20 protein-coding genes and 1 pseudogene are annotated in these 20,344 nt (G+C 74.0%); 7 read left to right on the top strand and 14 right to left on the bottom strand.

Annotation, left to right across the window (positions count from 1 at the left end):
• Entirely contained in the window at positions 1-408 is a 408-nt protein-coding gene (locus ET471_RS11600) for a hypothetical protein (protein ID WP_129188499.1), read from the bottom strand.
• 85 nt (positions 409-493) lie between these two features.
• Between ET471_RS11600 and ET471_RS11595 the strand changes: the two genes are divergently transcribed.
• On the top strand, positions 494-1,078 hold the full coding sequence (locus tag ET471_RS11595; RefSeq protein ID WP_129188497.1) for a TetR/AcrR family transcriptional regulator: 585 nt from the start codon (positions 494-496) through the stop codon (positions 1,076-1,078).
• An 8-nt stretch (positions 1,079-1,086) separates the two neighbouring features.
• Here ET471_RS11595 and ET471_RS11590 read toward each other — a convergent pair whose 3' ends face one another.
• From ET471_RS11590 to dapA, 4 genes are all read right to left on the bottom strand, one after another.
• Entirely contained in the window at positions 1,087-1,836 is a 750-nt protein-coding gene (locus tag ET471_RS11590; protein ID WP_129188495.1) for a DUF4328 domain-containing protein, read from the bottom strand.
• A 95-nt stretch (positions 1,837-1,931) separates the two neighbouring features.
• A complete protein-coding gene (locus ET471_RS11585; protein WP_129188492.1) occupies positions 1,932-2,969 on the bottom strand; it encodes an adenosine deaminase in 1,038 nt (345 codons plus the stop codon).
• A 1-nt stretch (position 2,970) separates the two neighbouring features.
• Positions 2,971-4,656, bottom strand: a complete 1,686-nt coding sequence (locus ET471_RS11580; RefSeq protein WP_129188490.1) for a ribonuclease J — start codon at positions 4,654-4,656, stop codon at positions 2,971-2,973.
• Between the two features lie 37 nt (positions 4,657-4,693).
• A complete protein-coding gene (gene dapA / locus ET471_RS11575) occupies positions 4,694-5,605 on the bottom strand; it encodes a 4-hydroxy-tetrahydrodipicolinate synthase (protein ID WP_129188488.1) in 912 nt (303 codons plus the stop codon).
• Between the two features lie 97 nt (positions 5,606-5,702).
• On the opposite strand from dapA, the gene ET471_RS11570 reads away from it, so the two are divergent.
• The 6 genes from ET471_RS11570 (at position 5,703) to ET471_RS11545 (ending at position 11,000) form a co-directional block, all read left to right on the top strand.
• Positions 5,703-7,172 (top strand): NAD-dependent succinate-semialdehyde dehydrogenase, encoded by a 1,470-nt coding sequence (locus ET471_RS11570; protein ID WP_129188486.1) that lies wholly within the window; start codon positions 5,703-5,705, stop codon positions 7,170-7,172.
• A 54-nt stretch (positions 7,173-7,226) separates the two neighbouring features.
• Positions 7,227-7,979, top strand: a complete 753-nt coding sequence (locus tag ET471_RS11565; RefSeq protein ID WP_129188484.1) for an AzlC family ABC transporter permease — start codon at positions 7,227-7,229, stop codon at positions 7,977-7,979.
• Positions 7,976-8,296 carry an AzlD domain-containing protein gene (locus ET471_RS11560; RefSeq protein ID WP_129188482.1) on the top strand — a complete coding sequence of 107 codons (321 nt, stop codon included), beginning with the start codon at positions 7,976-7,978 and terminating at the stop codon, positions 8,294-8,296. Before ET471_RS11565 ends, ET471_RS11560 begins: the two co-directional genes overlap by 4 nt.
• Before the next feature lie 196 nt (positions 8,297-8,492).
• Positions 8,493-9,023 (top strand): GNAT family N-acetyltransferase, encoded by a 531-nt coding sequence (locus tag ET471_RS11555; RefSeq protein WP_129188480.1) that lies wholly within the window; start codon positions 8,493-8,495, stop codon positions 9,021-9,023.
• Between the two features lie 77 nt (positions 9,024-9,100).
• Positions 9,101-10,414 (top strand): MFS transporter, encoded by a 1,314-nt coding sequence (locus tag ET471_RS11550; protein ID WP_129188478.1) that lies wholly within the window; start codon positions 9,101-9,103, stop codon positions 10,412-10,414.
• Between the two features lie 115 nt (positions 10,415-10,529).
• A complete protein-coding gene (locus ET471_RS11545; protein WP_242496263.1) occupies positions 10,530-11,000 on the top strand; it encodes a hypothetical protein in 471 nt (156 codons plus the stop codon).
• 22 nt (positions 11,001-11,022) lie between these two features.
• On the opposite strand, the gene ET471_RS11540 is transcribed toward ET471_RS11545, so the two are convergent.
• The 9 genes and pseudogenes from ET471_RS11540 to rbfA form a co-directional block, all read right to left on the bottom strand.
• Positions 11,023-11,490, bottom strand: a complete 468-nt coding sequence (locus tag ET471_RS11540; protein WP_242496262.1) for a tetratricopeptide repeat protein — start codon at positions 11,488-11,490, stop codon at positions 11,023-11,025.
• A complete protein-coding gene (gene dapB, locus ET471_RS11535; protein WP_129188474.1) occupies positions 11,487-12,245 on the bottom strand; it encodes a 4-hydroxy-tetrahydrodipicolinate reductase in 759 nt (252 codons plus the stop codon). Before dapB ends, ET471_RS11540 begins: the two co-directional genes overlap by 4 nt.
• Positions 12,246-12,357: 112 nt before the next feature.
• The gene (locus ET471_RS11530; RefSeq protein ID WP_129188472.1) at positions 12,358-13,686 is read right to left on the bottom strand and encodes a M16 family metallopeptidase; all 1,329 of its coding nucleotides are present in this window, start codon (positions 13,684-13,686) and stop codon (positions 12,358-12,360) included.
• Positions 13,687-13,688: 2 nt separating this feature from the next.
• Positions 13,689-15,946 (bottom strand): annotated as a pseudogene (locus ET471_RS11525) (polyribonucleotide nucleotidyltransferase).
• A gap of 215 nt (positions 15,947-16,161) precedes the next feature.
• Positions 16,162-16,431 carry a 30S ribosomal protein S15 gene (rpsO, locus tag ET471_RS11520; protein ID WP_129188470.1) on the bottom strand — a complete coding sequence of 90 codons (270 nt, stop codon included), beginning with the start codon at positions 16,429-16,431 and terminating at the stop codon, positions 16,162-16,164.
• A gap of 169 nt (positions 16,432-16,600) precedes the next feature.
• Complete coding sequence (locus ET471_RS11515; RefSeq protein WP_129188468.1) at positions 16,601-17,593, bottom strand: bifunctional riboflavin kinase/FAD synthetase; 993 nt, start codon at positions 17,591-17,593, stop codon at positions 16,601-16,603.
• A gap of 108 nt (positions 17,594-17,701) precedes the next feature.
• Positions 17,702-18,583, bottom strand: a complete 882-nt coding sequence (locus tag ET471_RS11510) for an excalibur calcium-binding domain-containing protein (protein ID WP_129188467.1) — start codon at positions 18,581-18,583, stop codon at positions 17,702-17,704.
• A 111-nt stretch (positions 18,584-18,694) separates the two neighbouring features.
• Positions 18,695-19,732: a tRNA pseudouridine synthase B gene (locus ET471_RS11505; protein ID WP_129188465.1), complete on the bottom strand. Its 1,038-nt coding sequence runs from the start codon at positions 19,730-19,732 to the stop codon at positions 18,695-18,697.
• A gap of 1 nt (position 19,733) precedes the next feature.
• The gene (rbfA, locus tag ET471_RS11500) at positions 19,734-20,312 is read right to left on the bottom strand and encodes a 30S ribosome-binding factor RbfA (RefSeq protein ID WP_242496261.1); all 579 of its coding nucleotides are present in this window, start codon (positions 20,310-20,312) and stop codon (positions 19,734-19,736) included.
• Between the last annotated feature and the right edge of the window lie 32 nt (positions 20,313-20,344).

The following is a 20,344-nucleotide window of genomic DNA, read 5'->3' as shown; positions in this document are numbered from 1 at the left end:
TCAGGCGAGCAGCCCGACGGCGAGCGTCACCGTGCCGGCGGCGATCATCGCGCCCCCGAGCGGGAACAGCACCTTCCAGCGGTTCGGCGACGTCCGGCCCGGGCCCATCGCCGAGAAGAAGAACCCGCCCGGCAGCAGCACCGCTCCCCACAGCACGCCCGTCGCCGCGAGCCACCGCCAGGCCCCGGCGAGGTCGGTCGCCTGCGTGAGCAGCAGGCACACCAGACCGAGCGTCACGAGGACGCCCGCGTGCGCGTGCCCCGCGCGGAAGAACGCCTTCTGGAAGTCCGTGGCGGCGACCTTGCCGGTCACGACCCGGAACACGAACCCTCCGCCGGACTCGATGCCGACGATGGTCAGCATCACGACGCCCGCGGTGATCCGGGCGGCACCATCGATCTCGATCATCTCGTCCCCCGTGACCTCGCACGTTTGCGAACACTGTTATGAAACATCGTTCCCCAACACCCGTCAAGGCCCTACGATCGGTCCCATGGCACGACCCCGGCTCCATGACGCGGCCCTGCGCACCCGCCTGCTCGAGGTGACGTCGCAGGTCATCTCCTCCGACGGCGAGGCCGCTGTGACCGTGCGCGACGTCGCCGCGCGGGCCGGCACGAGCGCGTCAGCGGTGTACGCGCTCTTCGGGTCGCGCGACGCGCTCGTCGCCGCCGTGAGCGAGGAGGGGTTCCGCCGGTTCGGCGAGCGCCTCGCCGCCGCAGGCCGGACGGACGACGCCGCCGCCGACCTCCTCGCTCTCGGCGTCGCCTACCGCGTCAGCGCGCTCGCCGACCCGCACTTCTACCGGGTCATGTTCGAGCGCGCGGTGCCCCCGGGCGCAGGCGCTCCGCCGGCCGTCGAGCGCCCCACCTTCCTGGCGCTGCGCGACGCCGTGGCGCGCCTGCGCCCCGACGGGGCCACCGACGTCGCGCTCGCCCTGTGGGCGCTCGTCCACGGCCTCGTGAGCCTGGAGCTCGCCGGCCTCGTCCCCGGCGACGGCGGGGCGCGGGCGGCCCGCTACGACGCCACGCTCGCAGCGGCGGGACCTGCGCTCCTCGGTGGTGCGCCCCGCCGGTGACGGGGGGCTCAGCCGATGGACGCGAGGTGCCCCTTCTGCCATGCCGTGACGGCGCGGACGATGCGGACCCAGAGGACGAACGCACCCACGAGCGCCGCGGTGACGAGAGCCTCGAAGGCCGGGAGCGTCGACGGGTCGCGGGATCCCAGCCCCGAGCCGGCGATGACCGACTGGTTGGTCAGCCACATGGCCGCGAGCCAGCAGGCCCACCACCATCCGAGGGTGATCCGCAGCCGCGCGCCGGTCTCGCCCGCGACGTCCCGCACGACCTGGTAGGGGAACCAGAACGACACAACCGGGACGATCCACCCCAGCCAGAGCCACGCCGGCCCCCGAGGCTGGCGCACCATCGGCGCAGCGACCTCGGAGAACGTCCGGCTGCCCTGCAGCCAGAGGCAGACGACGACGTAGGCGGCGATCTGCACCGGGAATGTCAGGAAGCCCACGAAGTCATAGGTGGTGAAGGGAGCGATGGTGCCTGCCGCGTCCGCAGCAGCGAGCCGGTCGGCCGCCTCGAACGACGTTGCGAGGCTCAGAAGCTGCAGCCCGGTCCACACGCCCGCGAGCACAATCACCGCCGTGCCCAGGCCCAGCGGCGCCGACGGCAGCGGCGGGCGCCAGCCCTGGGGACCCCAGGGCGCCGGGGCGGGCGTCGCATACGGCGACGCGTGCCCACCGTAGGCCGGCATCGGGGCGGGCACCGCGGGGCCGGGCGCCGGGACCGGTGCCGGCGGCGGGACGTGCTGAGGCTCGCTCATTCACAACCTCCAGGAGGAACAGTTGCGCCAGGCTAGTGGTGTCGCGGCACCGCAGGCCACGGGCGCTCCTCGCCTGGAGGGCCAGACGGTCGACTTCACCCGCTGGAGGCGCGCACTCTCGCCCGGGTGGCCCACTCCTCGACCTCGCGCAGATGCTCCCGCACCCGGTCGGCCGGCAGGAACGACCCGGTGAACGACGCGGCCGCGAGCGCGGCCCGCTCGCGCGCCCCCATGCCGAAGGTGGCGGTCAGCGCGTCGTCGACGTCGTCCACGTAGCCGCCGAAGTAGGCGGGGTCGTCGGAGTGCACGGACACGTGCAGCCCTGCCTCGACCATGCGCGGCAGCGGGTGCTCGGCGAGCGACGGCACGGCCTGGAGCCGCACGTTCGACAGCGGGCACACCGTGAGCGGCACGCGGTCGCGGGCGAGGCGGGCCACGAGCGCCGGGTCCTCCATGGCCCGGACGCCGTGGTCGACGCGCTCGGCGCCCAGCACGTCGAGCACCTCGACGACGTTCGCGGGCGGTCCCTCCTCGCCCGCGTGCGCGGTGCGGCGCAGACCCGCCGCAGCGGCCCGTGCGAACACGGGCCCGAAGGGCGCGGCGGAGCCGACCTCGGCCGAGTCGAGCCCGACGCCGGCGATCGGTGCGCCCGTCGCGAGCAGCGCGTCGAGGACCGACAGCGCCTCCCCCGCGGGCCGGTCGCGCAGGAACGCGGCGATGAGCAGGGTCGAGACGCCGAAGTCCCGCTCGGACGTCACCAGCACGGAGGTGATCCCGTCCACGACGGTCGCCAGCGGCACGCCGCGCAGCAGGTGCGCCTGCGGGTCGAACATGATCTCCGCGTGCCGCACCCCGGCGGCCGCGGCGCGGCGCAGGTAGGCGCGGGTGAGCTCGGCGAAGTCGTCGGCCGTCCGCAGCACGGCCATGTTCGCGTAGTACAGGTCGAGGAACGACTGCAGGTCGCCGAAGTCGTACGCGGCCCGCAGCGCCGCGACGTCGGCGAACGGGAGCGCGACGCCGTTGCGCTCCGCGAGCGCGAACGCCAGCTCGGGCTCGAGCGTGCCCTCGAGGTGCAGGTGCAGCTCGGCCCGGGGCGGGCGGGCGCCCGCCCCGGGCCGGGGCTCCGTCGTCACCTCAGGCCTCGACCACGACCGGGACGATCATCGGTCGGCGCCGCAGGCGGCGGCTGACCCACTGCCCGATGACGCGGCGCATGACCTGCTGGAGCTGGTACGTGTCCGCCGCACCGGCGCGGATCGCGTCCTCGAGCGCCTTGACGACCTCGGGCTGGATCTCGTCGAACACCGCGTTGTCCTCGGCCATGCCGCGCGCGAGGATCTGCGGGCCGGCGAGCACCTTGCCCGTCGCGGAGTCGATCACGGCGAAGACGGACACGAAGCCCTCCTCGCCGAGGATGCGACGGTCCTTGAGCTCGGCCTCGGTGATCTCGCCGACGGACGACCCGTCCACGTACACGTAGCCGCACGGCACCGCGCCCACGACGGACGCCTTGCCGTCGACGAGGTCGATGACGACGCCGTCCTCGGCGAGCACCACGCGCTCCGGGGGCACACCGGTCCGGACCGCGAGCGCCCCGTTGGCGACGAGGTGGCGCACCTCGCCGTGCACGGGCATGACGTTCTTGGGCTTGAGGATGTTGTAGCAGTACAGGAGCTCGCCGGCGCTGGAGTGCCCGGAGACGTGCACCTTGGCGTTGCCCGAGTGGACGACGCGGGCGCCGAGCCGGGTCAGGCCGTTGATGACGCGGAACACCGAGTTCTCGTTGCCCGGGATGAGCGACGACGCGAGGATCACGGTGTCGCCGTGGCTGATCCGGACCTGGTGGTCGCCGTTGGCCATGCGGCTCAGCGCGGCCATGGGCTCGCCCTGGGAGCCGGTGGACATGTAGACGATTCTGTCGTCGGGCAGGTCGCCGGCCTTCTTGAGGTCGATGAGCACGCCCTCGGGCACGTCGAGGTAGCCGAGCTCGGCGGCGATGGCCATGTTGCGCACCATCGACCGGCCGACCAGCGCGACGCGGCGCCCGTGGTGGTGCGCGGCGTTGAGCACCTGCTGGACGCGGTGCACGTGCGAGGCGAACGAGGCGACGATGATGCGCTTGTCGGCCTGCCCGAACACGCTGTCGAGCACGGGGCCGATCTCGACCTCGGGCGTGACGAACCCGGGCACCTCGGCGTTGGTGGAGTCGACCATGAACAGGTCGACGCCCTTCTCCCCCAGGCGGGCGAAGGCGCGCAGGTCGGTGACGCGGCCGTCGAGCGGCAGCTGGTCCATCTTGAAGTCGCCCGTGTGCAGCACGGTGCCGGCGGCCGTGGTCACGGCGACGGCGAGCGCGTCGGGGATGGAGTGGTTGACGGCGACGAACTCGAGCTCGAACGGGCCGAGCTTCTCCGTCTGGCCCTCCTTGACGGCGAGCGTCACAGGCGAGATGCGGTGCTCCTTGAGCTTCGCCTCGACGAACGCGAGCGTGAGCTGCGAGCCCAGCAGGGGGATGTCCCGGCGCAGGCGCAGCAGGTACGGCACGGCGCCGATGTGGTCCTCGTGCCCGTGCGTCAGCACGACGCCCTCGACGTCGTCGAGCCGGTCCCGGATGTAGTCGAAGTCCGGCAGGATCAGGTCGACGCCGGGCTGGTTGTCCTCGGGGAACAGCACCCCGCAGTCGATGATCAGCAGGCGGCCGGCGTGCTCGAGGACGGCCATGTTGCGGCCGACCTCGCCGAGGCCGCCGAGGGCGACGACGCGCAGGCCGCCCGCAGGCAGGGCAGGGGGCAGGGTCAGCTCGGGGTGCGGGTGGCTCACGTGCTCTCCCGGGTCTCGCGGGTGGACAGGAACAAGGTCAGGCGGAGGCGAGGACGCCCGCGGCCACGAGGCCCGCGCGCACGGCGGCCGCCTCGTCGTCGGAGGCCTCGACGAGCGGGAGCCGCACGGTGCGGCCGCTGACCACGCCGAGCGCCTCGACGGCGGCCTTGGCCATGACGGCCTGGAAGCCGGCGCCGTTGAGCGCGGCGATCGCGGGCAGGGTCGTGCGGAACGCGGCGAGCGCGCCGGCGGTGTCGCCGGCGTCCCAGGCGGCGATCGCGGCGGCGAAGGCGGCGGGCACGGCGTGCGCGGCCACGGAGACGACGCCCGCGCCGCCGTGCGCGAGGAACGGCAGGAGCAGCGCGTCGTCGCCCGAGTACCAGGCCAGGCCGGTGCGCTCGGCCAGGCCGGCGGCCGCGGCGACGTCGCCCGTGGCGTCCTTGGTCGCGACGACGAGCGGGTGCTCGGCGAGGCGCGCGTACGCGTCGGCGGAGATCCGCACGCCGGCGCGGCCGGGGACGTCGTAGAGCATGACGGGCTTGCCGCCCGCGTCGGCCACGGTCTCCATGTGCCGCACCAGGCCCTCCTGCGAGGGGCGCGAGTAGTACGGCGAGACGATGAGGATGCCGTCGGCGCCGGCCTCGGCCGCCTGCGCGGCCATGCGGGCCGCGTGCGCGGTATCGTTCGACCCGGCACCAGCAACGACGACGGCACGGTCGCCGATCGCGTCCACGACCGCCGCGACGAGGTCGGCCTTCTCCGGCGAGTGCGTGGTGGGCGCCTCGCCCGTGGTGCCGTTGAGCACGACGCCGTCGCAGCCCTGGTCGACGAGCCAGGTCGCGAGCGTGCGGGCCGCGTCCAGGTCCACCGCACCGTCGGGGGTCAGGGGCGTCACCATGGCGGTGAGCAGCGCTCCGAAGGGGCGGGTGGGGTGGGACGTCGGTGCCATGGGATCACCGTACCGGCCTGCGCCACCGCGTTCCCTGCGGCGGGCAGGGTGTGGACGGGCGTGGGCGTGCGCGGCCCGTGCGGTGCATGCTCGTTGCATGACGTCGACCCTGTCCCCCGCGCTCGTCTCCCACCTGCCCACCGGCCTGCTGGTCGGCGGGCGCTGGGTCCCCGCGACGGGAGGCCGCACGTTCGAGGTGGTCGACCCCGCCACCGAGGAGGTCCTGTTCGACGTCGCCGACGGCTCGCCCGAGGACGGGCGCCGCGCACTCGCCGCCGCGCACGCCGCCGCCCCCGCCTGGCGGACGACGGCGCCGCGCGAGCGCGGCGAGGTGCTGCGCGCCGCGTACGAGCGCATCGTCGCCCGCACCGACGACGTCGCCGCCCTCATCACCGCCGAGTGCGGCAAGCCGCTCGGCGAGGCCCGCGCCGAGGTGCTCTACGGCGCCGACTTCCTGCGCTGGTACGCCGAGGAGGCCGTGCGGCTGCCGGGCCTCGACCGGCGCGCGCCCGCGGGCACCAACCGTCAGCTCGTGCGCCGGCGCCCCGTCGGACCGGCGCTGCTCATCACGCCGTGGAACTTCCCCATCGCGATGGCCACGCGCAAGATCGGGCCGGCGCTCGCGGCGGGGTGCACCGTCGTCGTCAAGCCGGCGCACCTGGCCCCGCTCACGACGATGCTCGTGGCCGAGGTGCTGCGCTCCGAGCTGGAGGCCCGCGGGCTGCCCGCCGGCGTGGTCAACGTGGTGCCGACGTCGCGGGCCGCCGACGCGACCTCTCCCCTCCTGACCGACCCGCGCCTGCGCAAGCTGTCCTTCACGGGCTCCACCGCGGTGGGCCGCACGCTGCTCGCGCAGGCGGCGGCGCAGGTGCTCGATGTGTCGATGGAACTGGGCGGCAACGCCCCGTTCCTCGTGATGGCCGACGCCGACCTCGACGCGGCGGTCGAGGGCGCGGTCGTCGCGAAGCTGCGCAACGCGGGCCAGTCCTGCGTGGCCGCCAACCGGTTCCTGGTGCACGACTCGCTCGCCCGGGAGTTCGCGCACCGGCTCGCCGCGCGCTTCGACGCCCTGCGCGTGGGGCCCGGCGCGGCGGACGGCACCGACGTCGGGCCGCTCGTCGAGGCCGCCGCCGTCGACAAGGTCGACGAGCTCGTCGTCGACGCCGCCGACGGCGGCGCCCAGGTGCTCGCGGGCGGCACGCGCCCCGAGGGCCGCGGCTTCTTCTACCGCCCGACGGTCCTCCAGGGCGTCACCCCCGACGCGCGCGTCGCGCGCGAGGAGATCTTCGGCCCCGTCGCGCCGGTCGTCGCGTTCGCCGACGACGACGAGGCCGTCACCCTGGCCAACGACACCGAGCACGGCCTGGCCGCCTACGCGTACACGACGTCGCTCGACCGGGCGATGCGGCTGTCGGACGACCTCGAGGCCGGGATGATCGGCATCAACCGCGGCATGGTCTCGGACGCGAGCGCGCCCTTCGGCGGTCTCAAGCAGTCGGGGCTCGGGCGCGAGGGCGGCGAGGCGGGCGTCGAGGAGTACCTGGAGACGGTGTACGTGGCGCTCTGACCGCGTCCCGGGCACCGCGACGGCGCCCGCGGCGCGTGTGGTTTCCTGGCCCGTATGACCCGCGACGCCGCCACCCCGCAGGTGCGGGCCGCCGTCCGGCAGGGGCTGTCCGTGGCGGTCGCCACGGGGCTGTACGGGATCTCGTTCGGGGCGCTGTCGGTCGCGGCCGGCGTGGGCGTGTGGCCCACCATGGCGCTGAGCCTGCTCATGTTCTCCGGCGGGTCGCAGTTCGCGCTCGTCGGCGTGATCGGGGCCGGCGGGTCGCCCGGCGCGGCCGTCGCGACCGCCGCGCTGCTCGGCGTCCGCAACGGGCTCTACGGGGCCGTCGTCACGCCCGTCGTCCGGGCGCGCGGCCTGCGCCGGCTGCTCGCCGCGCAGGTGACGATCGACGAGTCGACGGCCGTCTCCGCCGCCCAGAACGACCGCCGTGCGGCGCGCGTCGGGTTCTGGGTGGCCGGCGTGGGCGTCTTCGTGCTGTGGAACCTCTTCACGCTGCTGGGCGCGCTCGCGGGCGACGCGCTCGGCGACCCGCGCGCCTGGGGCCTCGACGCCGCCGCCGCGGCAGCGTTCCTGGGGCTCGTGTGGCCGCGGCTCGCGCCGCGTCGCGCGCAGCTCGTCGCGGCCGTCGCGGCCGCCGTCTCCGTCGCCCTCGTCCCGTTCGTGCCGCCCGGCGTCCCCGTCATCGGGGCGGCCGCGGCCGCGATCGTCGTCGGCCTCGTGGTGGGTGACGCCGCGCCCGGGCCCGACGACGGGCGGACGCAGCCCGACGACGACGCCAGCCCCGAGCCCGAAGGAGCCACCCGATGACCCCCGGCGTCGTCTGGGCGACCGTGCTGCTCGCCTCCCTCGCCTGCTACGCGCTCAAGCTCGTGGGCCACCTGGTGCCCGAGCACCGGCTCGCGGACCCCCGCGTCGCGCGCCTCACCTCGCTCGTGACGGTGGGGCTGCTCGTCTCGCTCATGGTGGTGCAGACCGTCGCCGACGGGCGGAGCCTCACGGTCGACGCACGCGTGCCCGCGCTGGCCGTCGCGGCGCTCGCCTTCGCGCTGCGCGCCCCGTTCGTCGTCGTGGTGGTGCTGGCGGCGGCCACGGCAGCAGGCCTGCGCGCCCTCGGCTGGGGGTGAGGTGCAGCGGAGGGTGAGGGCCGAGGAACGAGGCACTCGCCCGCAGCGGAGCCTCACCCCCAGCCGACATGGACGCTTCTGGGGGTGAGGTGCAGCGGAGGGTGAGGGCCGAGGAACGAGGCACCCGCCCGCAGCGGAGCCTCACCCCCAGCCGACATGGACGCTTCTGAGGGCGAGGTGCAGCTAGGGTCGCCGCATGGCCCTGTTCACGTCCGCCGACGGTGCGACCGCCGACGTCTCCGTGCGCCCCGCCGTCCCCGGCGACGAGGCCGCGGTGACGCGCGTGCAGACGGCCGCGTGGCGCGTCGCCCCCGCGCTGGGCGACGCCGTCGTGGACCTCGTCGACGACGACGCCGTCCGCGCCCGCTGGGCCGACGCCGTCACCGCCCCTCCCGGTCCCGGGTTCGCGGTGCTCGTCGCCCTCGACGGCCCGCGGCTCGTCGGGTTCGCGGCCGTCGCGCCCGGCCAGCTGCTCACGCTCGAGGTGGACCCCGCCCACCGCCGTCGCGGCCACGGCTCGCGGCTGCTCGCGGCCGCCGTCGACCGGCTGCGCGCCGACGACGCCCGGGAGATCGTCACGTGGGTCATCGAGGGCGACGCCGCGCGCGAGCGGTTCCTGACGCAGTCCGGGCTGGGGCCGGACGGCACGGAGCGGGCGCTCGCCGTCGGCGTGGACGACGACGGGGTGCGCAGCGTCGTCGAGCGGCGCTGGTCGGCCCTGATCTGACGGGCCTGCGCGCCCGGGGCGCCCGTCGCCGGCGCCGCACCTGCCACCGCCGCGCCGCGGGCTGGTTGACTACTCCGGTGACCTCGAGCGACACCTCCCTGTGGCGGACCCTCGCCCAGCTCCGCGGCAACCCGCGCGCCTGCGTGTGGACCGAGCCCCTCTGGGGCCTGTCCATGGCCCTGGTGCTGCCGTACCTGTCGGTGTTCATGCTCGCGACGGGCCTGCACGACGCGCAGATCGGTCTGCTGGCGAGCCTCGGCATGGTGTCGCAGGTGTTCTTCGGGCTGGCGGGCGGCATCATCACCGACCGCCTCGGCCGGCGGGCCACGACGGCGTGGTTCGACGTGCTCGCCTGGGTGATCCCCTGCGTGATCTGGGCGTTCGCGCAGAACTTCTGGTTCTTCCTCGCGGCGTCGCTCGTCAACGGGGCGATGCAGGTGACGCAGAACTCGTGGGACGCCCTCATGGTCGAGGACGCCGAGCGCGGCAAGATCACGCGCATCTACTCGCTCGTGAAGGTCGCCGCGGACTGCTCCGCGCTGTTCGCCCCCATCGCCGCGATCCTCGTGGCCCAGCTGGGCCTCGACCACGCCGTGCGGATCCTCATGGTCAACGCCGCCGTCGTCATGGGCGTCAAGATCGTCTGGCTGTACCTGTGGTCGCACGAGACGCGGCAGGGCAGGATCCGCATGGCCGAGACCCGCGAGCAGAGCGTCTGGCAGCTGTTCGCCGGCTACCGCGGCGTGCTCGGCATGCTCGTGCGGTCGAAGGGCTCGCTGCTGTCCCTCGCGATCATGGCCCTCGCCGCCGCGGTGTTCCTCGTCAACGGCACGTTCTGGCAGGTGGTGGTCAGCCAGCACCTGGGCGTGCCCGACGCCGTGCTGCCGTTCTTCCCGATGGTGCGCTCGGTGCTGTCGATGGTGCTGTTCTTCACGCTGATCCCGCGCCTGACGACGGCGGTGGACCTCAAGCGGCCCACGTTGTGGGGCATGGGCGTGTACCTCGCCGGGCAGCTGCTGCTCGTCGTAGTCCCGACGGCGTCGGGGACCGCGACCGTGCAGACCTACGTGTTCCTGGGGGTGTGCCTGCTGCTCGACGCGTTCGGCGGCGGCATGATGTTCATGCTCTCGGAGTCGCTCGTGGCGCTGCACGTCGACGAGGCGGAGCGCTCGCGCGTCATGGCCCTCCAGCGCACGGTCGTCATGCTGGCGGCGGCCCCGTTCGGCTGGATCTCGGGGTGGCTCTCGGGCATGAACCGCACCTACCCGTTCCTGCTCACGGCCGCGCTGCTCGTCGTCGGGATCGTGCTCACGTGGCGCACCTGGGTGCCGACGCACACCGACGTCGAGGCGGCCCTCGACGCCGTCGAGGGCGCGGCGGAGGCCGCCTGAACGGGATCGGGCCACACGAGAGCACGATGTCACGTGCCCGTCACACGGCGGTGACACGGCCCTAGCACCCCGGCCGCACGATGGGGTGATGGGGACGCCAGTGAGGGCAGCGATCGTGACCGAGTACTTTGCCGCGGCGTCCGACGACGTCGCGGTGCTCGCACTGCTGGAGCCCGACGGGCCGTCCGCGCTCGCGCAAGGCTCGGGCGAGCCCCTCTTCGACACCGTGACCCTGCCGTCGATCGAGCCGTTCGTCATGCTCGGCACGCTGCACCACCTGCTCAGCGGCCGCCCGTACCGCGAGTGCGCGGCGGACCTGCGGCACGGTCAGGTGGTCGGCGGCGGCGAGGAGGGCCCGTGGGTGGTCACGGTGTCCGAGGGCCTGGTGCAGGCGCTGGCCGAGACGACGCGCGGCCGCCTGGCCGACGTCGCCAGCCGGTGGGCGCGCACGCCCGAGCTGCGGCAGCTGGCGCACGAGCACCGCCCCGAACGCCTCACCCCGGCCGTCATCGCGCTCGCCGCGCTGGCGCACCGGGCCCAGGACGTGCGGCACACGCTCTACTGCTGGACGCGGCTGCCCGCCTGAGGGGCCGCGGCCCGGAGGGGCCTCAGTACAGCGCCGCCGCCTTGCGCAGGGCGGCGCGCGCCCGTTTGCGGTCGCCCGAGGCGTCGTACGCGAACGCCAGCCGGTACCAGGCCTGCCAGCTCTCCGGCGCGGCCTCCACGGCGTCGCGGTAGGCGCCGAAGGCGGCGTCCGCCGCGCCGCGGTCGATGCGGCCGCCGGGCGAGCGCGGCAGGTCGTCGACGGGCAGCTCGCCCGCCGCGGCCAGCTGGTCGGCCATGCGCTGCACGCGCGTGGCCAGGCGCAGCTCGGCGGCGATCAGCCCGAGCACGAGGAGCGGCAGCACCAGCACCGCGATGCCGATCCCGATCCCCACGCCGTTGCCCGTGCGGACCAGGCCGATGCCGCGGCTCACCACGACCGACCCGTACAGCGCCAGCAGCAGGAGGACGACGACGAGGCCGACGACACCGCGCGGCAGCCGTCGGCGGGCCGGCTCCCCCGCTCCGCTCACGCCAGGTCCAGCAGGTGCTCGAGCCCGACCGTCAGGCCGGGGCGCCGCACGACCTCGCGCACGGCGAGCAGCACGCCCGGCATGAACGAGACCCGGTCGAAGGAGTCCTGGCGGATGACCAGCTGCTCGCCGGGGTTGCCGAGCAGGACCTCCTCGTGCGCCACGAGGCCGCGCAGCCGGACGGCGTGCACGCGGACGCCGTCGACGTCGGCGCCGCGGGCCTCCCAGCCCTCCTCGGTGGCGTCGGGCATCGGGCCGAGGCCCGCGTCGCGCCGCGCCGCGGCGATCGCCGCGGCCGTGTGCCGGGCGGTGCCCGACGGCGCGTCGACCTTGTTCGGGTGGTGCAGCTCGACCACCTCGGCGGACTCGAAGTACCGGGCGGCCTTGGCGGCGAACTGCATCGCCAGCACGGCGGACAGCCCGAAGTTGGGGGCGATGACGACGCCGAGCCCGCCACCCACGCGCTCCAGGTGCTCCGCGACGCGAGCCTTGGACTCGTCGGTCCACCCGGTCGCGCCGACGACGGCATGCACGCCCGCGTCCAGCAGCGCGTGCACGTTCGCCTCGGTCGCCGACGGGATCGTGAAGTCGATCGCCACCTGGGCGCCCGACTCGCGCACGGCGGTGGCGACGTCGTCGCCCACGTCGACGCGGGCCACGAGCTCCAGGTCCGCGGCGGCCTCGACGGCCGCGCACGTCGTCGAGCCCATGCGGCCGGCGGCGCCGAGCACGGCGACGCGGATGGTGCTGCTCATCAGGTCCTCCAGATAACCGTCGTTGGTCTCCCCGTCGTCCGGCGCGCGGTCGCGGGGCCCAGCGTGAGCGGGTCCCGCGACCACGCGCAGGTGACGAGGGGCGGGTGGTGCGTCAGTCGCCGAACGGGCCGACGCGGACCACCGAGCGCGGGCGCCCCGCGAGGTCCGCGGCGAGGTCGCGCACGTCGTCGGCGGTCACGGCGCGGATACGCTCGAGCGACTCCTCCAGGCTGAGGATCTCCCCGAAGACCAGCTCGGCCTTGCCGAGGCGGCTCATGCGCGAGCCCGAGTCCTCCAGGCCCAGCACGAGCCCGCCCGAGAGCTGCCCGACCGAGCGCGTGAGCTCGGTGGCGGTGATGCCGTCGCTCGCGAGCCGGTCGAGCTCCTCGTGGAGCAGCTTCTCGACGACGTCGACCTTGGCGGGCGCGCAGCCCGCGTAGAGGCCGAACGTGCCGAGGCCGCCGTGGCCGGACGCGAACGAGTACGTCGAGTACGCCAGGCCGCGCTTCTCGCGGATCTCCTGGAACAGGCGCGAGCTCATGCCGCCGCCCAGGACGGCGTTGAGCACGCTCAGCGCGAAGCGGCGGTCGTCGGTCGCGGTCAGGCCCGTGCTGCCCACGATGACGTTGGCCTGCTCGACGGGCCGACGGACCGACAGCGCGATGCCCTCGGTGGGGACGCCCTCGACCTGCTCGGTGGTGGCACGCCGCTCACGGGGCGCGACGGCCTCCTCGAGCGACCAGCCGCCGTGCACGAGGGCCTCGGTCACCTGGCCCACCACCGTGTCGTGGTCGACGCCGCCGGCCGCCGCGACCACGAGGGTCTCGGGGCGGTAGTGCCAGCGGTAGTGCTCCCAGACGGCGTCGCGCGGGACGGCGTTGATGGTGTCGGGCGTGCCCCCGATGGGGCGCCCGAGCGGGTGCGTGCCGAGCACGGCCTGCGAGAACTCCTCGTGCACGACGTCGGACGGGTCGTCGTCGTTCATCGCGAGCTCTTCGAGGATGACGCCGCGCTCGGTCTCGAGCTCGTCGGCGTCGAGGCGCGCGGAGGTGACCATGTCGGAGATGACGTCGATCGCCATCGGGGCATCGGTGTCGAGCACGCGCGCGTAGTAGCACGTGTGCTCCTTGCCGGTGGCGGCGTTGGCCTCGCCGCCGACGGCGTCGAACGCCTCGGCGATGTCCATGGCGGACCGGCGCGCGGTGCCCTTGAAGAGCAGGTGCTCGAGGAAGTGCGTGGAGCCGAAGTGCCCGTCGACCTCGTCACGGGAGCCGACGCCGACCCAGGCGCCCACGGTCGCCGAGCGCTGGCCCGGCATGTGCTCGGTGAGCACGCGGACGCCGCCGGGCAGGACGGAACGACGGATCGTCGCCCCGTCCTGCCCGGCGGTCAGCTCGGCACCCGGCTCGCCTGCGGCGACGAGCGGAAGGTGCCACGTCATGCTCAGGCCTCGGAACCCTCGGCGGCAACCTCGGCCGGAGCCTCGGCGGCGTCGCCGTCCTCGGTCACGGCCACGAGCGACAGCTTGCCGCGCGGGTCGATCTCACCGATCTCGACCTGGACCTTCTGGCCCACGGACAGCACGTCGTCGACGTTCTCGACGCGCTTGCCGCCCACGAGCTTGCGGATCTGCGAGATGTGCAGCAGGCCATCCTTGCCCGGGGAGAGCGAGATGAACGCGCCGAACGACGTCGTCTTGACGACGGTGCCGACGAAGCGCTCGCCCACCTCGGGACGTGCGGGTTCGCGATCGCGTTGATCGCCGCACGCGCGGCCTCCGCGGACGGGCCGTCCGTGGCGCCGATGTAGACCGTGCCGTCGTCCTCGATCGAGATGTCGGCGCCGGTCTCCTCCTGGATCTGGTTGATCATCTTGCCCTTCGGGCCGATGACCTCGCCGATCTTGTCGACCGGGACCTTCACCGTGATGACGCGCGGGGCGTTCGGGGACATCTCGTCCGGGACGTCGATCGCCTCGTTGAGCACGTCGAGGATCGTCACACGGGCCTCGTGAGCCTGGGTCAGCGCGCCGGCCAGCACCGAGGCGGGGATGCCGTCGAGCTTGGTGTCGAGCTGGATGGCCGTGACGAAGTCACGCGTGCCGGCGACCTTGAAGTCCATGTCGCCGAGGGCGTCCTCGGCACCGAGGATGTCGGTCAGCGCGACAAAGCGAAGCTCGGGGCCGTCGGCAGTGTCCACGGTGTCGGAGATGAGGCCCATGGCGATGCCGGCGACCGGGGCCTTGAGCGGCACACCGGCGTTGAGCAGCGACAGGGTCGAGGCGCAGACCGAGCCCATCGACGTCGAACCGTTGGAGCCGAGAGCCTCGGACACCTGGCGGATCGCGTACGGGAACTCCTCGCGCGACGGCAGCACCGGCACGAGAGCACGCTCGGCGAGGGCGCCGTGACCGATCTCGCGGCGCTTCGGCGAGCCGACGCGGCCCGTCTCACCCGTCGAGTAGGGCGGGAAGTTGTAGTTGTGCATGTAGCGCTTGCGCGTGACCGGCCCGAGCGAGTCGATCTGCTGCTCCATGCGCAGCATGTTCAGCGTGGTGACGCCCAGGATCTGGGTCTCGCCGCGCTCGAAGATGGCGGAGCCGTGGACGCGGGGCAGCACCTCGACCTCGGCACCCAGGGTGCGGATGTCGCGCGGGCCGCGGCCGTCGATGCGGATCTGCTCGGTGAGCACGCGGCGGCGCATGAGCTTCTTCTGCACCGAGCGGAAGGCGGCGGAGATCTCCTTCTCGCGGCCCTCGAGCTGGGCACCCAGCTCGGCGAGCAGCTCGGCCTTGATCTCGTCGAGGCGGCCCTCACGGGTCTGCTTGTCGGCAATCTGCAGGGCCTCGGCGGCACGCGTGGCGCCGGCGGCCTCGACGGCCTCGTAGGCGTCCGGCTGGTAGTCCGGGAACAGCGGGAAGTCCTGGACCTCCTTGGATGCCTGGGCGGCGAGCGCGGCCTGGGCCTCGCACAGCGCACGCAGGAACGGCTTGGCGGCCTCGATGCCCTCGGCCACGACCTCCTCGGTCGGCGCCTGGACGCCCTCCTGGATGAGCTTCCAGGCGTCGTCGGTGGCCTCGGCCTCGATCATCGCGATCGCCACATCGACACTGCCGTCGTCGTCCGTCACGACTCGGCCGGCGACGACCATCTCGAAGACGGCGCGCTCCTTGTCCGAGTACTTCGGGAAGGCGACCCACTGGCCGTCGATGAGCGCGATGCGCACACCCGCGACCGGGCCCGAGAAGGGCAGGCCGGAGATCTGCGTGGACAGCGACGCGGCGTTGATCGCGAGGACGTCGTACGCGTCGTCCGGGTGGATCGCCAGGACGGTGACGACGACCTGGACCTCGTTGCGCAGGCCCTTGACGAACAGGGGGCGCAGCGGGCGGTCGATGAGACGGCAGGCGAGAATCGCCTCGGTCGAGGGGCGGCCCTCGCGGCGGAAGAACGAGCCGGGGATGCGGCCCGCGGCGTACATGCGCTCCTCGACGTCCACCGTCAGGGGGAAGAAGTCGAACTGGTCCTTGGGGTGCTTGCCGGCCGTCGTGGCCGACAGGAGCATCGTCTCGCCGTCCAGGTACGCGGCGACGGAGCCGGCGGCCTGGCGGGCCAGGCGGCCCGTCTCGAAGCGGACGGTGCGGGTGCCGAAGCGGCCGTTGTCGATGACGGCTTCGGCGAACTGGATCTCGGGACCCTCCACGGGTGCCCTCCTTCTCTAGCGACGGCGCCGACCCCGGCGGTCTTCGATCGAGGCCCACCGACGAGGCCCGCAGGAGCGGGGCGGTCGGGAGGCCACTACCGAGGACCGGGCGGAGGCCCGGCGCGAGTGATTCGTTCGGGTACTGCAGGGACCATCTCACCATTCCGGCCCGGCCCCTGCGCGAGGGACCGGGCCGGAATGGCGTGATGAGGTTGTCAGCGGCGCAGGCCGAGGCGCTCGATCAGGGAGCGGTAGCGCTCGATGTCGATCTTCTGGAGGTAGCCCAGGAGACGACGGCGCTGGCCGACCAGCAGGAGCAGGCCACGACGCGAGTGGTGGTCGTGCTTGTGGGCCTTCAGGTGCTCCGTCAGGTCCTTGATGCGCTGCGTGAGGAGCGCGATCTGCACCTCCGGCGAGCCGGTGTCACCCTCGTGGGTGGCGTACTCGGTCATGATCGCCTTCTTGGTGGCGGAGTCGAGCGGCATAGGGCTCTCCTTGGTGTCGTTGCGCGGTGCACCGGGGCTGTTCCACCGGGCGCTCTGGATCCGCGGCCGTCATACGGCCCGGTCATCTTACCAGCGCGGACGGGAGGGCCCGACCCGTGTGACGCGGTCCACAGCCGCGGGACGGCGGCCACGGGTCAGCGGCCACGGGTCAGCGCAGGAGCTCCCGCGCCCGGTCGACGTCGTCGTGCATCTGCCGCACGAGCGCGTCGACGCCGTCGAACCTCAGCGTCGGGCGGAGCCGGTCGACGAGCTCGACGACGACCTCCTCGTCGTACAGGTCGAGGTCGTCGCGGTCGAGGACGTACGCCTCGACGCGGCGGTCGACGCCGTCGAACGTGGGGTTCGTGCCCACGGAGACCGCGGCGGGCAGCACCCGGTCGGGGTGGTCCGGCGGGAGCGTGGGGCGCAGCAGACGGCCGGCGTAGACGCCGTCGGCGGGGACCATGCCGCTGATGCGGCCGAGGTTCGCCGTCGGGAAGCCGAGCTGGCGGCCACGGGCGTCACCGTGCACGACGACGCCGCGCAGGCGGTGGGGACGCCCGAGGATCGCCGCGGCGCCCGCGACGTCGCCCTCCGCGAGCAGGAGCCGCCCCGCGGAGCTCGACCAGCGGGCGCTGCCACCCGGCGTCCGCAGGCGGGACACGCCGACGTCATCGACCGCGACGACCTCGAAGCCGTGCTGGCCGCCGAGCTCGACCATCGTCGCGAGCGTGCCGCTGTTGCCCTTGCCGAACCGCACGTCGTGCCCGACGACGATCGTGCGCGCCCGCAGCGCCTCGACCAGGTAGCGCGTCACGAACTCGTCCGGCGTCAGGTCGGCGAGGTCGAGCGTGTACGGGACCACGAGGACGGCGTCCAGGCCCGTCCGCGCCAGCAGGTCGAGCTTGTCGGCGAGGCCCGTCAGGAGCGCGGGCGCGTCCGCGGGCCGGTGCACCTGCGCGGGATGCGGGTCGAACGTGACGGCCACCGCGGCGCGACCGTCGGCGCGGGCCAGGCCCACGACGCGGCCGAGCACGGCCTGGTGCCCGCGGTGCACGCCGTCGAAGTTGCCGATCGTCACGACCGACGACGTGTGCCCGTCCTGCCCCACCCCGGCGGCGAAGGCCTCCGCGGCCTGGCCCAGGTCATGCCACACCTGCACGCGCGTGCTCCTCGGTTCGTGCTTGCTCGCCGACGACTGTCGACGTCGTCCCAGGGTACGCAACGGGCGGCAGGGCCCGGCGAGTCCTGCGCACGAACCCCTGGTGCCTCAGGGGCGCTTCTCGCACCCCACGCCGTCGCTGTTCCCGTCGAGCTTGCCGTGACCGCTGGTGTAGCCAGGGTCGGTCGGCAGGATCGGACGGCCGATGGTCGCCCAGACGTCGGCGCAGTTCGCGTAGGAGGACTTGCCCTCGCCCGAGGAGCCGGATCCCTGCACGGCCGCAGCGTCGTCGGCGGCCTTCCTCTCGGAGGCGGCCTTGTCGGCTGCAGCCTTCTGCGCCGCAGCCTTGTCGGCCGCGGCCTTGTCGGTAGCGGCCTTGCTAGCAGCAGCCTTCTCAGCGGCCGCCTTCTCCGCCGCGGCCTTCTCCGCGGCCGCCTTCTCCGCCGCGGCCCTCTCAGCAGCAGCCTGCTCCGCAGCAGCCTGCTCTGCGGCCGCCTGCTCTGCCGCTCTCTTCTCGGCCACCGCCTTGCCCGCCGCGGCGTTCACGGCCTCGCTCGCGGCGCGCACGTCGTCGCCGGCGCTGCCCAGACCGGCCAGCAGCGCGACCGCGGCGGCGCGTGCCGTCTGCGCCTCCTTCAGGGACATGTCCGTCGTCGGGGGCGCGAGCGGCGTGGCGACGGTCGCCTCTGCCGCGTCGATCGCCGCGAGCAGCGACGCGCGGGCGACGGGATCGGCGTCCCCGCCCTCCTGGTCGGCCGCGGCGTGCGCCTCCGCCAGCGTCGCGCGGAGGTTCTCGGACGCGGTGGTGATCCGCGCCGACGTCGTCTGGGTCTGCTCGACGACGGCGGCGACCGCGGCCGCGTCGTCGCCGCCGAGGGCACTCCCGATGCTCAGCGCGACGACGAGCGCCGCCGTGCCGCCCACCGTCGTCAGGACCTTGTGCCGTCGGAACATGCCGAGAGGCTTGCGTTGCGCCGTTGCGTCTGCCATGGGCAGTTTCCTAGCAGCGGCGCGACCGCCGATCGAGAGCCTGGGCGGCGCCTGAGCGGACTTCACCCGCCGCTGTGCGCAAGGTCACAGCGACCTGCGAGCTCGTCCTGGTCACACCGCCGGGGCGAGCACCAGGACCGGCTTCGCCCAGGGCTGGCCCTGGCGTCGCGTGTCCTCCAGGAGCGCGACGAGGGCGCCGTCCGGTGCCACGGCTGCGACCGTGCCCTGCTGGCCGCTCGGGGCCACCCAGCGGCCGAAGCCCAGGTCACGCGTCTCGTCGTCGGTGAGCTCGCGGACTGGCAGGTCCGCGGCCGCCGCCTGGGCCATCGGGATCGTGGCGAGCGTGCCGTCGGCGTCGGCCTGCGCCTCCATCGCCTCCAGGGTGCGGGCCTGGTCGAGCGTGTGGCCGCCGACCCGCGTGCGGCGCAGGGCCGTGAGGTGCCCGGCGGTGCCGAGCGCGGCGCCCAGGTCGCGCGCGAGGGCGCGCACGTACGTGCCGGACGACACGACGACGGTGACGTCGAGGTCGAGGACGGGCACGCCGTCGGCCTCCGCACGGCGCGCGGCGTGGACCGTGAACTCGCTGACCGTGACGGGCCGGGCCTTGAGCTCGACCTCCTCCCCTGCCCTGACCCGCGCGTACGCGCGCCTGCCGTCGACCTTGATGGCCGAGACCGAGGTGGGGACCTGGAGGATGTCGCCGGTCAGGTCGGCGACCGCGGCGCGGATCTCGTCGCCGACCGGGTCCTGCGACTCCGCGGGAGACGACGCAGCGGGCGCGTCCGACGGCGGACGGGTCACGTCCGACGGCAGGTAGCCCGGGGTCGCCGTGGGCTCGCCCTCGGCGTCGTCCGTCGTCGTTCCGACCCCGAGGCGGATGGTCGCGTCGTACGCCTTGTCGGCGCCGACGACGTACGTGAGCAGCCTGGTGGCCCGCCCGACGCCGACCACGAGCACGCCCGTGGCCATGGGGTCGAGCGTTCCGGCGTGGCCGACCTTCCGGGTGCCCGCCAGCCGGCGGACCCGGCCGACGACGTCGTGCGACGTCCACCCGGCGGGCTTGTCGACGACGACGAACCCGTCGGCGGCAGTGGGACGCCGCGGGGGCCGGGCCCCCGCGGCGTCGTCACGCTGGGCAGGCCGCGACACCTCAGCGCTCGTCGTCGTAGCCGGCGAAGCCGGCCGCGTCGTCGAGCTTCTCGATCACGGCACCCGCGCCAGGCTGGGCGTTCCGCTCGGCGTCGTCGTACCCCGCGAAGCCGGCGGTCTCGTCGAACTGGGGCTCGCTCATGTCCGTTTCCTCCTCTTCGTGCGGTCTGCGGTAGGGGTCCGCATCGCCAGCGTAGGACTTTCCGGCGCGCAGCGAGGCGAGCTCGGCGTCCCGGCGTCGGGCGTCGTCCAGAGCCGCCGTGAGGTGCGCGGACGTCTCCGGGACGGTGTCGAGGTGGAACTCGATGGTCGGCGTGAGGCGGATGCCCGTCTGCTTGCCCACCTCGGAGCGGACCAGGCCCTTGGCGCTCTCGAGCGCGGCGGCCGTGCCGGCGCGCTCCTCGTCGGAGCCGTAGACGGTGTAGAAGACCGACGCCTGCTGGAGGTCGCCCGTCACCCGGACGTCGGTGACGGTGACGAACCCGAGGCGCGGGTCCTTGATCCGGGTGTCGAGCAGCTGCGCGACGATGACCTTGATGCGGTCGGCGAGCCGCTTGGCACGCGGGTTCTCGGCGTTCATGACCGTTCCTTTCTGCGTTATGACGGCGGCGG

The sequence above is a fragment of the Xylanimonas protaetiae genome (genome assembly GCF_004135385.1).
Classification (GTDB): Bacteria; Actinomycetota; Actinomycetes; order Actinomycetales; family Cellulomonadaceae; genus Xylanimonas; species Xylanimonas protaetiae.
The sequence above is the reverse complement of the archived record's forward strand: the minus strand, read 5'-3'. Positions and strand labels throughout refer to the sequence as shown.